Here is a 12828-nt window from a genome sequence, read left to right as displayed (position 1 = left end):
GGCGCCCGTGACGGGCAGGCAGGAGACGGGCAGCAGGAGACGGGGCGGAAGTGAGCGAGGAGGTGTCATCGATCGGGGCAGGCGACCGCGAGAAGGACAGCGGCAAGGCCGCCTTGCTGCGGCGCTTGCTGAAGCATTCGTCCCTGCTGCGGCTGGCTCAGAGGTTCGGCATCAGCCGGCTGCTCGGCCTGTGCCTCTTTCTGCCGCTGCTGGCGTTGCGGGTCTGGGATCCGGCCCCCCTGGAAACCCTGCGGCTCAAGACCTTCGACCTCTATCAGCTTGTGCAACCCCGCCAGCCGGCGATGGAGCCGGTCGTCATCGTCGACGTCGACGAGGAGAGCCTCGCGGAGGTCGGTCAGTGGCCCTGGCCGCGTACCACCGTCGCGCGGATGATCGACCGGCTGCGTGAGGCCGGCGTAGTTGCCACGGCCTTCGACATGGTTTTCGCCGAGCCCGACCGCTCCTCGCCTGCGGCCTATGCGGACGCCCTCACCGGCGTGGCGCCCGAGGTCAAGGAAGCCCTGCGCAGTCTTCCCGCCAACGACGAGGTGTTCGCCCGCGCCATCCGCAACTCGCGCCTGGTGCTGGGCCAGGCCGCCTATCACCGGCGCCGGGATGGCGATGACGCGGCGTCCTTGCCGAAGGTTCCCCTGGCGGTTCTGGGCAAGGATCCGAAGCCCTACCTCTTTCACTTCCGCGGTCTGGTGCGCAATACGCCGGTGGTGGACGCGGCGGCCTCCAGCCGCGCGGTCTTCAGCCTGGTGCCGGAGCGCGACGGCATCGTGCGCCGGGTACCCGCCTTTATCGTCGCCGACGGGCGCATCCTTCCGGGCCTCTCGGTCGAGTTGCTGCGCATCGCCACCGGCGGCAACGCCTTCGCCATCAAGACCGACGACGCCGGCGTCCGCTCCTTCGTCGTGGCCGGGGTCGAGGTGCCGACCGACCGCAACGGCCGTCTGTGGGTGCACTACGCCAAGACGCGCCCCCACCTCTACGTCTCGGCCAAGGATGTCCTGGCCGGCAGCGTGGCGCCGGAGCGCCTGGCCGGCAAACTGGTGCTGATCGGCACCTCTGCCGCGGGCCTGCTCGACATCAAGGCGACGCCGCTGCAGGAGGACATCCCCGGCGTCGAGGTGCACGCCCAGGTCCTGGAGATGATCCTCGGCAGCCAGCTCCTGCTGCGCCCGAACTACGCCCTGGGGGCCGAGCTGGTGATCTTCGCCGTGGTCGCCCTGTCCTTCATCGCCCTGGTGCCGGTGCTTGGCGCGCTCTTGACCATGCTGCTGGGCGCAGTGGTGGCCGCCGGCCTGCTGGTGGCCTCTTGGCTGCTCTATACCGGCGAGGGCGTGCTGATCGACGTGGCCTACCCGGCTTTGGGTTCCCTGGCCGTCTTTGGGCTTCTGGTCTTCATCAACTACCTGCGCGAGGAACAGCTGCGCGCGCAGGTGCGCAGCGCCTTTCGCCAGTACCTCTCCCCCGACCTGGTCGACCAGCTGGCGAAGGATCCGGAGCTGCTGGTGCTGGGCGGCGTGCGCCGGGACATGACCGTGCTGTTCAGCGACGTGCGCGACTTCACCTCGATCTCCGAGAGCATGCAGCAGCAGCCGCAAAGGCTGGGGCGTCTGATGAACCGCCTGCTGACCCCGCTGTCGGCCCAGATCCTCAATCACAAGGGCACCATCGACAAATACATGGGCGATGCGGTCATGGCCTTCTGGAATGCGCCGATCCCCGACGAAGAACATGCCTGCAACGCTTGCCGGGCCGCCCTGGGAATGCGCCAGGAGATCGAGCTCCTGAATGCCGAGCTGGCCGAGGAGGCCAAGGCCAAGGGGAGCATGGCCATCCGCCTGGACGTCGGGATCGGCCTCAACAGCGGGTCCTGCGTCGTCGGCAACATGGGGTCGGAGCAGCGCTTCGACTACACCGTGATGGGAGACACCGTCAATCTGGCCTCGCGCGCCGAAGGACAGTGCAAGACCTACGGGGCGCAGATCATCATCGGCCAGGCCGCCGCCACGGAAGTCGGGCCGCGGATGACCTATGTGGAACTCGACATCGTCCGGGTGAAGGGCAAGAGCGAGCCGCAACGCATCTTCGCTCTGCTCGGCCCCGCGGAACTCTCCGAGGACGAGGAAGTCCGGCGCACCATCGCCGCCGTCGGCGACCTGCTGACCGCCTACCGGGGCCGCTACTGGGAGGTGGCCCTGCGGATGATCGAGACTCTTGAGCAGCGGTCCCTCGAACGGCTGAACCTGCCCTTCTTCCTGGACCTTTACCGTCAGCGTATCGAAGACTTCCAGGCCAACCCGCCGCCGCCCGATTGGGATGGCGTCTACACCGCGACGACGAAGTAGCGCCCGTTCCTCGGTCGCCGGCCCCTAGTCGCCGGCCAGATCGGCGATCAGCTTCTCGCCGGTGATCGACTCCGCGACCTTGCGCAGGGCGGCGATGACCTGCGGATCGTAGCGCCCGTTGTTCTGCTCCAGGATTTCCAGCGCCCGCTCCGGGGAGATGCCGCCGCGGTAGATCCGCGGCTCCAGGCGGGCGCAGAAGACGTCGCAGGCGCCCAGGATGAGGCCCGGCAGGCCGATCTGGTCGCCCGACAGCCCGTTCGGATAGCCGCCGCCGTCCAGGCGCTCGTACATCTGCGTGACGGCCTCCAGCACCGGCAGCTCGAAGTCGATGTCGCGCAGGATGGAGGCGGCGTGCTGGACGTGGCGCTGCAGCTGCTCGATCTCGGCGTCGCTGAGGCGCCCCGGCTTGGTCAGCAGCTCCACCGGCACCGCCAGCTTGCCGATCTGCGAGAGGTTGGCGGCGATCTCCACCGTGGCTATGACCTCCGCGTCGGCCTCCATCGTCTCGGCGACGGCGCGGGCAAAGCCGGCGAGGCGGCGTGAGTGGCCGGCCAGGTAGGGGTCGCGCAGCTCGACGGCGCGCACCAGCGAAGACACCATCTGCTGCATGGCCCGCTCGCGCTTTTGCTGTTCCTCGACCAGTTCGGTCACGTCGCGCATGACCGAGACGATGCCGACCGTGTCGCCGCTGTCGTCGTGATAGGGTACCTTGGAGACCTGCAGGTGGTGCAGGCGTGACTGCAGATAGACCTCGGTATTGAAGGTCACCGAGGCTTCCTGGTCCAGGACGCGGCGGTCGGACTGGGCCAGGCGCTCCGCCGTGCCCTGGCCGAAGATGGCCGCGTCGTCCAGGCCCAGGGCGTCTTCGACGCTGCGCTCGACGGCCTCGGCGAAGGCCGGATTGAGGTAACGGTACTTGCCTTCCTTGGACTTCACGCCGATGTACTCGGCGATGGAGTTGTTGACGCTGTTGAGGAAGTCGCGCTGGGCCTCGATGCGCGCGGCGAGGCGCTTGAACTGATCGGCCAGGGTCGAGCTGTGCTCGTTGTTGAGCCGCCACCAGAAGGCGCCGAAGGCGGCGATCACGGCCAGCACGACAAGTCCGGCGACCACCAGCACGGCGAGGACGTAGCCGCTCATCGTGCTCTCGGCCGCCTCGACGTCGAACTCCTGCAACACCCACCAGGCGGTCTCCAGGACCGGGCTGCCGGCGGAGTAGACGGCGGTGCCGCTGCCCACCGCGCCACGCTCGGCGAAGGCCAGCAGTTCGCCCGGCGCCGGCGGCTCGATGCCGTGGATCGGCCGCACCGGCGGCAGGGCGTTGGGGTCTACCTGGAAGAGCTGGTCGCCCGAACGCTGCAGCAGTACCAGGCGCTCCCCGGCCTCGGAGAGCGGGGGCGGCGTCAGCACTTCGATGAGCATCTCGTTGATGGGGATGGTCAGCATCAGCACGCCCACGGTCTGCTCGGACAGCAGCTGGCTCAGCTGGACCGGGTCTTCCGGGTACTGGCCGCCGGTCAGCTCGAACTGCGCGGCGAAAATCGGGGCGAAGAAGTCGATGACCGCCCCGCTGGGCGCGCGCCGGGCCGGGCCGAAGGCGATGGTGCCGCTGTCGAAGATGCCGCGGGCCATCTCCTGCTGCTGGCCACTCATCAGCAGGGCGCCGGCGGTGGAGACGTAGGCGATGCCCTCGCGGTTCATCACATAGCCGGCGGTGAAGCCGGCATTCTCGGCGAAGCCGGTGAGGATCTGCTCCATGTAGGGCAGCTGCTCGGAGAGGGTGGCGGAGAACTCGTCGCCGGTCGTGGGGTCGTTTGTGCCCTGTCCGGAGATGCCGTCGTCGGAGAAGTCCATCTCGGTGGCGAAGAGCCGGAAGAGTTCGCTGTCCAGCACCCGCCCGGCCGGGCGCACGGTGCCGGCCAGCCAGGTTTCGATCACTTCGGCGCGGCCGGCGGAGAGGATTTCCAGGCGGCGCTGCAGTTCGCTCTCCAGGTCGCTCTGCCGCAGCTGGATCAGCACGATGGGAACGATGACGCAGATTGCCAGGATGATACCGATCACCGTCAGGCCGCGGCTGAGCGCGCGCGAGCGGGTCGGCTTGAACTGGTTGGGGTCGACCTCTGCGGTGATGAAGTCAGAATCGGCAGGTTCGTTGGCGCTCGACATATCTGCCTCTGCTATCAGCGTTTCTGGAACAGCGTGCTGGCCGAGAGGGCGAAGCCCGAGGGGGCCTTGAGTTCTCTTTTCTTCCCGGGCACGTGAGCCCAGCGGGAGGTCTCGTTCATCGACACCTGGGGCTCGTAGTGGCCGTACTTCTTGTGCGAGAGGACGAGTTGGGAGGTGTTGTCCAGGATCAGGATGTCGCCGTTGACGTAGGCCGCCATGACCGCGTGGCCGAAGCCCCGGATGGTGTCGCGCAGGGCGACGATGCGCAGTTCGTCCTTGCTGAAGCCGACGTTGCGCAGGGCGTAGTACTTGGCGATGGAGTAGTCCTCGCAGTCGCCCGAGCGGATGATGAACTCCTTGGGCGTCGCCCAGTACTCGCGCACGCCGTAGACTTCCATGTCCAGCTTGTAGGGCCAGCCGTTAAAGTAGGTGTTGACGGACTTGAGCCGTTCATTGTGCGGCAGGCGTTGGGCGGCAACGACGATTTCGCGCCACCTTTTCAGCATCGACGTGGTGCAGGCGCCGGCGCTCTTGGCGCAGTTGTTGAAGGCGGGGCCGGCGGTGCGCATGGCACTGACCACCCGCTGCCATTGCTGCAGGCCCTTAAGGGAGTCGGAGCGGATCTCGATCGAGCCGAAGAGGGTGTTCTCGTCCTGCGCGTTCTTGGTGGCCTGGATCATGCTTGCGAGGTCCTGGCCCGCGACCGGGCGCGGCGCGGCAAGCAGGACGCCCAGGCAGAAGAGGCCCAAGAGCCCGGGCAGAGACACTGCGGTGAATTTTCGTCCGTTCCTCACAGCTACTTCGACCTTCCCTATCGCTGAAGGGTCAGCTCCGCGCCGGTTTCAGAGCAACCAGTCACCCGAAATTGAGCCTCGGCGGATCCGGCTCCTCCCATGGCGGTCGCCAGCTGATGAAATGAGATGCCGCCGATCGATGGCGAAGGGTGACCTAACCGAATCAGCTAGTCTTTCCCGGGAGTATAAAGCGATCATTGTCGAAAAGGTTGCAAAATCTTATGATTTTCGCGCAGCGCGAAAGTGGGAGGCCGCCCGTTGCGGGAGGAGGGCGGCCTGCGCTCAAGCCTTCTATGGTTAACGCCGGCGCCGGTCGCTGCGAACCCGTGGCGGCCGGGCGCGATGGCGACCTGTTTTCGGCTCCCGCGCTGGGGCCACCGGCCCTCTGCGCTAACCCCCGCGGCCCCAGGCTGAGTGCCGTATTAAGCGATTGTTTGCCATTTGCCGTTAACGATGTCGTGGCCCAGCCCGTCTCTAGCGCCGCACGGGCGGCTGGGGGGACATTTGAACGATGAAGAAAGGTGCCAATGGCACTGTTGTCGAGAGCGGCCGCTGCGCCGGCCGGCAAAGCCAAGATCCCCTTCTGGGTCCGTCTGAAGGCCTGGTGGGAAGGCTATGATCTGGCGATCCGAAAAAAACAGCAGATCCCCGTGGAGATGGGGGATCTGACGCAGGATGCCGTGCGCTACGAGCAGCCTGAACTCCTATCCAAACGCCTGGAGGTCATGCAGCAGCTCTGGGGCAAGGGCATGTCCGGGCCGGGCGACGAGAACTACATCCTGAAGCTGGTCAAGCCTTTCGGCCTGGACCCGGCCTTCACCGTCATCGACGTGGGCGCGGGCCTGGGCGGCGCGACGCGGCTGATCTCCGAGAAATTCGACATCTGGATCACCGGCCTGGAGGCCGACCGCGAGGTCGCCGATGCGGGCATGGAACTCTCCACTATGGCCGGTCTCGCCAAGCGCGCGCCGATCCACTACTTCGACATGGACAAGTACGAATTCCGGGAGAACTCCACCGACTGCGTCTTTTCCAAGGAATCTCTCTATCTGGTGGAGGACAAGGACCGCTTGCTGAAAGAGATCATCAACATGATCAAGCCGCGCGGCCAGCTCCTCTTCACCGACTACGTCGTGGCCGAGGGCGCCGACGAGCGGGCCGTCTTCAACTGGGCCGATGGCGAGCCCAAGAAGCCCAATCCCTGGACCATGCGCGACTACGAGGTCGCCCTGACCGAGGCCCGCCTGGACATCCGCATCAAGGAAGACATCACCGAAGAGGTCTACGGCATCATCACCTCCAGTTGGGCGCGCTTCCTGTCCAGCCTCAAGGGCAAGTCGGTCGACAAGAAGACCGCCGAGGCGATCACCGACGCCGTCGAGCTGTGGACCCGCCGGACCAAGGCCATCGACGCCGGGGCCCTTAGAATCTGCCGCTTTCACGCCCTGAAGAAAGAAGCGGAAAAGATGCTCTCCGACTGGTAGGGCCGGTCCCGGCCCAGAGGGGCGAAAAAGGGCTCATTTCCGGGCTTTTACGAGGTTGACAGGCCCTGCCGCGCTGCCTATGTTCCGGCTTCCCGCGCGCCGGCGAGGCCCGGCCCCGTAAAGCTGCGGGCGCAAAGAGGATAGAGAAATGAAGGTCGTTAACTCTCTCAAGACCGCGAAACTGCGCGAAAAAGGCTGCCGCGTCGTGCGCCGCAAGGGTCGCGTCTACGTGATCAACAAGAAGAATCCGCGCTTCAAGGCCCGCCAGGGCTGAACCGCTCCCGCCGGCGCTGCCGGCGGTTTGGAGCTCTGAAACGCAAGCAAGGCCGCGCCCTGAAACGGGCGCGGCCTTGCGTTTGCCTAGATTCTTCCGCCGAGTCCCGGATTTCCGCCATTTTCTGCACCGGTGCGGCCTGGGCCATTGACCCCACCGGCGCGGCGCGCCATAGTCTCCGAAAAATTGGTAATACCAATTGCCCCGCGCCCTTTTTGGGTCCAGGCGGGCGGAGTCCAGGGAGAGACGTGCCCATGCAGATGCCGGAGCCGGACCAGGGCGTCATCGACGCCAAGGCCGATATCGTCACCGCCCTGCGCGCCATCGTCCCCGGCGAGGGGGTGATCGTCGACGCGGAGGAGCTGAAGGCCTACGAGACCGACGGCCTGACCGCCTACCGCCAGCTTCCCCTGATCGTCGTCCTGCCGGAGACCACGCAGCAGGTTTCCGAGGTGCTGAAGGTCTGCCAGGCGCGCGGCGTGAAGGTGGTGCCGCGCGGGGCCGGCACCTCGCTTTCCGGCGGCGCCCTGCCGCTGGCCGACGGCATCATCCTCGGCCTCGGCAAGTTCAACCGGGTCCTGGAGATCGACTTCGACAACCGCTGCGCCGTGGTGCAGCCGGGCGTCACCAACCTGGCCATCACCAAGGCGGTGGAGGACCAGGGCTTCTACTACGCGCCGGACCCCTCCAGCCAGATTGCCTGCACCATCGGCGGCAACGTGGCGGAGAACTCCGGCGGCGTGCACTGCCTGAAATACGGCCTGACCACCAACAACCTGCTGGGCCTGGAAATGGTGCTGATGGACGGCACCATCCTGCGCCTGGGCGGCAAGCACCTGGACGCCGAGGGCTACGACCTGCTGGGCATCATGACCGGCTCGGAGGGTCTGCTGGGCGTGGTCACCGAGGTGACGGTGCGCCTGCTGAAGAAGCCGGAGACGGCGCGCGCCCTGCTGCTCGGCTTTCCGACCAACGAGCAGGCCGGCGACGCGGTGGCCGCCATCATCGCCGCCGGCATCATCCCCGGCGGCATGGAGATGATGGACAAGCCGGCGATCCACGCGGCGGAGGACTTCGTCCATGCCGGTTATCCGCGCGACGTCGAGGCGCTGCTGATCGTCGAACTGGACGGCCCCCAGGCCGAGGTCGACTACCTGATCGGGGAGGTCTCGCGGATCTGCGAGGAGAACGGCGCCGTCACCAGCCGCATCAGCGAGAACGAGGAAGAGCGCATGACCTTCTGGGCCGGGCGCAAGGCGGCCTTCCCGGCGGTGGGGCGCATCTCGCCGGACTACTACTGCATGGACGGCACCATCCCACGCGCCCAGCTGCCGGTGGTGCTGCGGCGCATGCGCGAGTTCAGCGAGCACTACGGCCTGCGCGTCGCCAATGTCTTCCATGCCGGCGACGGCAACCTGCACCCGCTGATCCTCTATGACGCCAACAAGCCGGGCGAGTTGGAAAAGGCCGAGGACTTCGGCGCCGACATCCTGAAGCTCTGCGTCGAGGTCGGCGGCGTCTTGACCGGCGAGCACGGCGTCGGCGTCGAGAAACGCGACCTCATGGGCGCGATGTTCAACGAGACCGATCTGAAGCAGCAGCAGCGCGTGAAGTGCGCCTTCGATCCGGAGGCGCTGCTGAACCCCGGCAAGGTGTTCCCGCAGCTTCACCGCTGCGCCGAGTTGGGGCGCATGCACATCAGCGGCGGCAAGCTGCCCTTCCCGGACCTTCCCCGCTTCTAACGAGAGAGCCAGGTATGGAATCGCAGAAGGCGGAGACCCTCGCGCCGGAGACCCGCGACCAGGTGACCGAGGCGGTGGCCTGGGCGGTCTCGCAGGAAGCGCCCCTGGAGGTCGCCGGCCGCGGCAGCAAGCGCGCGCTCGGCCGCCCGGTGCAGGCCGCCCACAGCCTTGATCTGTCGCGCCTCACCGGCATCACCCTCTACGAGCCGGAGGAACTGGTGCTCTCCGCGCGCGCCGGCACGCCGCTGGCGGAGATCGAGGCGGTGCTGGAAGAAAAGCGCCAGATGCTGGCCTTCGAGCCGGCGGACCTCGGCCCGCTGCTGGGCGGGGCGGCGGGCGCCGCCACCCTCGGCGGGGTGCTGGCCTGCAACCTCTCCGGCCCGCGGCGCATCAAGGCCGGGGCGGCGCGCGACCACTTCCTGGGACTGCAGGCGGTCTCCGGCCGCGGCGAGCTCTTCAAGTCCGGCGGCCGCGTGGTGAAGAACGTAACGGGCTATGACCTCTGCAAGCTGCTCTGCGGCTCCTATGGCACCCTGGCCGTGATGACCGACGTGACGGTGAAGGTGCTGCCGCGCCCGGAAAAGACCTGGACCGTGCTGGTGACCGGCCTCGACGACGCGACGGCCCTGGCCGCCATGACGCGGGCGCTCGGTTCGCCGCACGAGGTTTCCGGCGCGGCCCACCTGCCGGCGGCCCAGGCGGCGAAGTCCGCAGTGACCTATGTGACCGGGGCCGGCACGGCGGTGACGGCCTTGCGCCTGGAAGGCCCGGACCCCTCGGTGGAATACCGCTGCGCCGCTTTGCGAAAGGAACTCGCCGACCTGGGCGCGACGGAAGAGCTGCACAGCCACAACTCGCTGGCCTTCTGGCAGGAGCTGCGTGACGTGCGGCCTTTCGTCGGACAGGAAGGCCTCGCCGTCTGGCGTATTTCCGTCGCCCCCTCCGCTGGGCCCGGCGTTGTTGCGGCGATCGGTGAGGGGGAAGCCTTCTATGATTGGGGCGGCGGCCTCATCTGGCTGGCCTTGCCCGCGGTCGGAGACGCGGGCGCCGGAGAGGTGCGCGCCGCCGTTGCCGCGGCGGGGGGCGGCCACGCGACCCTGGTCCGCGCGCCCGAGGCGCTGCGCGCCGCCGAGGCGGTGTTCCAGCCGCAGGACGCGGCGAAAGCGATGCTCAGCGAAAAGGTGAAGGACGGCTTCGATCCCAAGCGCGTGCTGAACCCGGGCCGCATGTACGCGGGAATCTGATAGATGCAGACCAACTTCACCCTGGCCCAGCTCGCCGATCCCAATATTGCGGAGGCCAACAGGATCCTGCGCAACTGCGTGCACTGCGGCTTCTGCACGGCGACCTGCCCGACCTACACCCTGCTGGGCGACGAGCTGGACAGCCCGCGCGGGCGCATCTACCTGATCAAGGACATGCTGGAGAACGACCGCGCGGCGACTGAGAAGGTGGTCCGGCACATCGACCGCTGCCTTTCCTGCCTGTCCTGCATGACCACCTGTCCCTCTGGCGTGCACTACATGCACCTGGTGGACCACGCCCGCAGCCACATCGAGAAGACCTACAGGCGTCCGCTGCCTGACCGTTCCCTGCGCTGGCTGCTGGCTTTCGTCATCCCGCACCCCTACCGTTTCCGCCTGGCGCTCCTGGGCGCCTTCTTCGCCAAGCCGCTGGCGGGCCTCATGCCGGGCCGCCTGAAAGGCCTGCTGGCCATGGCGCCGAGCGAGACCCGTCCGCCCAGCCGCCTCGACAAGCCGCAGGTGATTGCTGCCCAGGGGCCGCGACGCGCCCGCGTGGCGCTGATGACCGGCTGCGCCCAGAAGGTGCTGGCGCCGGAGATCAACGAGGCCACGGTGCGCCTCTTGACCCGCCACGGGGTCGAGGTGGTGGTGGCCAGGGGGGCCGGCTGCTGCGGCGCCCTGGTGCATCACATGGGCAAGGAGGAGGCAGCGCTCGACGATGCCCGGGCCAACGTCGCCGCCTGGACGCGCGAGCTGGAGCAAGGCGGGCTCGACGCCATCATCATCAACGCCTCGGGCTGCGGCACCACGGTGAAGGACTACGGCTTCATGCTGCGCGAGGACACCGCCTGGAAGGACAAGGCGGCGAAGGTCTCGGCGCTGACCAGGGACGTGACCGAGTTCCTGGACACCCTTGGCCTGAAGGGCGCGGCGGCGGGGCGGCCGCTCACCGTCGCCTACCACTCCGCCTGCTCCATGCAGCACGGCCAGCAGATCCGCCGCGAGCCCAAGGCCCTGCTGACGGCGGCGGGCTTTTCCGTGAAGGAGGTGCCGGAGGGGCATCTCTGCTGCGGCTCGGCAGGCACCTACAACCTGCTGCAACCGGAAATCGCCGGGCGCCTCAAGGCGCGCAAGGTCGCCAACATCGAGAGTACGAAACCCGACGTCATCGCCACCGGCAACATCGGCTGCATGACGCAGATCGCCGGCGGCACCGGCATTCCGGTGGTGCACACGGTGGAGCTGCTCGACTGGGCCACCGGCGGCCCGCAGCCGCGGGCGCTGGAGAAGGGCGCTTCCTGAGACGCCACCCTCGCTTGTGCCTCTGGCACATGCTTGTCGCGCCACACCCTGGGCTGCCGTCCCGGCATTCATTGCCGGGACCCATTGCCCTGGCCGCTCTCAGGACATCGGCAGTCGCAGGCGCCATTGGGTCCGGGGACCTAGTCCCGGGACGACAGAAGAGGCTGAGCGGCAGGCGATGAGTGGTCGCCCTGGATACTCGGAACCAATCCGAGCATGACGGTCATCGAGCTACTGCTCTGCGTGCAGCTTCTTGGCGTAGGCGACGATGTCGTCGACCTGCTCGGGCTGGATCTGGAAGGTGGCGACGAAGGCCGGGTCGTCGGTGGGCGGCTCCACGCCGGGAATGCGCACCACCACCGGGTGCGGCGGGCGCTCGAAGAAGGTCTGAAAGCGCTCCAGGTAGTCGTCGCGCCGCGCCAGCAGGCGGAAGGACGGCGTGCTGTCGATGCCGCCATAGGGGTCGTAGTCGGGCACCACGTGGCAGCGCGAGCAGTGGTCGACGGCGATCTGCCGTCCCTTCTCGGCGTCGCCCGCCGCCTCCCCAGGTGAGGGCAGGGCGACAAGGAGGGCGAAGGCGGCCGGCAGCAGCGGTGCTTTCCTAGGCATGCGCCCAGTCTAGCGCAAGGTGGTCTCCTCGCTCAATTGTCACCCTGGAGTTTGTCCCGAGGGTCCGGGACTGCCGTATCGTCGCTCGCCCCTGGATGCCAGGGACAAGCCCGGGCAGGGAGCGCAAGAAGCGATGTCACCCGAAGACGTTTGATGTCTCCGTCTCGAGAGCGCCATCTCTCAGGTGGAATATTCGGTCGAAGCGGTCGAAGATCTTCTCGTCATGTGTCACCGCCAGAATCGCGGCATCCTGCTCGGCCGCGACCTTGCGCAGCAGATCCATGACGATTCCCGCCCGTTGTGAATCCAGTGCCGCGGTGGGCTCATCGGCGAGAATGATTCTGGGATGGTTGGCGAGGGCGCGGGCGATCGCGACTCGCTGAGCCTCACCCCCGGACAGGCTGGCGGGCATGGCATCTCTGCGGTGTGCCACGTCCAGATAGTCCAGCAGTTCGACAGCGCGCCGCTTGGCTTCCGCCGCGGCATAGCCTGCAAGATTGAGCACCACGGCGACATTGTCGGTGCTGTTGAGGAAGGGGAGTAGATTGTGGAACTGGAAAATGAACCCAACCTTCTCAAGCCGCAGCCGGCGCAAGTCAGAGCGCAGCCAGCGCCCGTCGTAGACGACCTCACCGTCCAGTATTATCCGTCCGCTGCTCGGCTCGAGGATGCAGCCTATGACGTTCAGGAGCGTCGTCTTGCCCGATCCGCTCGGTCCCAGAAGCGCGACCACCTGTCCTGGAGAGACTTCCAGGCTTACGTCGCGGAGGGCATCGACGCGGGTTTCGTCTTCGCCAAAGTGCTTTGAAACCTTGTGCACTTGGACAAGCGGGGCCGGCCGGGTCACTTCGCTCAC

General features: G+C 67.3%; 10 protein-coding genes. 6 read left to right on the top strand and 4 right to left on the bottom strand.

The window, feature by feature from the left end; translation table 11 throughout:
* The first annotated feature begins 50 nt into the window (after positions 1 to 50).
* A complete protein-coding gene (locus H7X47_RS19090; RefSeq protein WP_319633636.1) occupies positions 51 to 2357 on the top strand; it encodes a CHASE2 domain-containing protein in 2307 nt (768 codons plus the stop codon).
* Positions 2358 to 2381: 24 nt separating this feature from the next.
* Here H7X47_RS19090 and H7X47_RS19085 read toward each other — a convergent pair whose 3' ends face one another.
* Positions 2382 to 4523, bottom strand: coding sequence for an HD-GYP domain-containing protein (locus H7X47_RS19085; RefSeq protein ID WP_193370323.1), 2142 nt, complete (start codon positions 4521 to 4523; stop codon positions 2382 to 2384).
* A gap of 14 nt (positions 4524 to 4537) precedes the next feature.
* On the bottom strand, positions 4538 to 5290 hold the full coding sequence (locus H7X47_RS19080; RefSeq protein WP_193370322.1) for a transglutaminase-like cysteine peptidase: 753 nt from the start codon (positions 5288 to 5290) through the stop codon (positions 4538 to 4540).
* Positions 5291 to 5844: 554 nt separating this feature from the next.
* On the opposite strand from H7X47_RS19080, the gene H7X47_RS19075 reads away from it, so the two are divergent.
* The 5 genes from H7X47_RS19075 (at position 5845) to glcF (ending at position 11363) form a co-directional block, all read left to right on the top strand.
* A complete protein-coding gene (locus H7X47_RS19075) occupies positions 5845 to 6801 on the top strand; it encodes a class I SAM-dependent methyltransferase (RefSeq protein ID WP_193370321.1) in 957 nt (318 codons plus the stop codon).
* Positions 6802 to 6949: 148 nt separating this feature from the next.
* Complete coding sequence (ykgO, locus tag H7X47_RS19070) at positions 6950 to 7075, top strand: type B 50S ribosomal protein L36 (RefSeq protein ID WP_193370320.1); 126 nt, start codon at positions 6950 to 6952, stop codon at positions 7073 to 7075.
* Positions 7076 to 7329: 254 nt separating this feature from the next.
* Entirely contained in the window at positions 7330 to 8817 is a 1488-nt protein-coding gene (locus H7X47_RS19065) for an FAD-linked oxidase C-terminal domain-containing protein (protein WP_193370319.1), read from the top strand.
* A 14-nt stretch (positions 8818 to 8831) separates the two neighbouring features.
* Positions 8832 to 10061: a glycolate oxidase subunit GlcE gene (glcE, locus tag H7X47_RS19060; RefSeq protein ID WP_193370318.1), complete on the top strand. Its 1230-nt coding sequence runs from the start codon at positions 8832 to 8834 to the stop codon at positions 10059 to 10061.
* A gap of 3 nt (positions 10062 to 10064) precedes the next feature.
* Complete coding sequence (gene glcF, locus H7X47_RS19055; protein WP_193370317.1) at positions 10065 to 11363, top strand: glycolate oxidase subunit GlcF; 1299 nt, start codon at positions 10065 to 10067, stop codon at positions 11361 to 11363.
* A gap of 231 nt (positions 11364 to 11594) precedes the next feature.
* Here glcF and H7X47_RS19050 read toward each other — a convergent pair whose 3' ends face one another.
* Positions 11595 to 11972, bottom strand: a complete 378-nt coding sequence (locus tag H7X47_RS19050; protein ID WP_193370316.1) for a c-type cytochrome — start codon at positions 11970 to 11972, stop codon at positions 11595 to 11597.
* A gap of 136 nt (positions 11973 to 12108) precedes the next feature.
* Entirely contained in the window at positions 12109 to 12828 is a 720-nt protein-coding gene (locus H7X47_RS19045; RefSeq protein ID WP_319633635.1) for an ABC transporter ATP-binding protein, read from the bottom strand.

Source organism: Pelagibius marinus, from assembly GCF_014925385.1.
Taxonomy (GTDB): domain Bacteria; phylum Pseudomonadota; class Alphaproteobacteria; order Kiloniellales; family Kiloniellaceae; genus Pelagibius; species Pelagibius marinus.
Note: the sequence above shows the minus strand (reverse complement) of the source record. Positions and strands in the feature narration are given on the sequence as shown.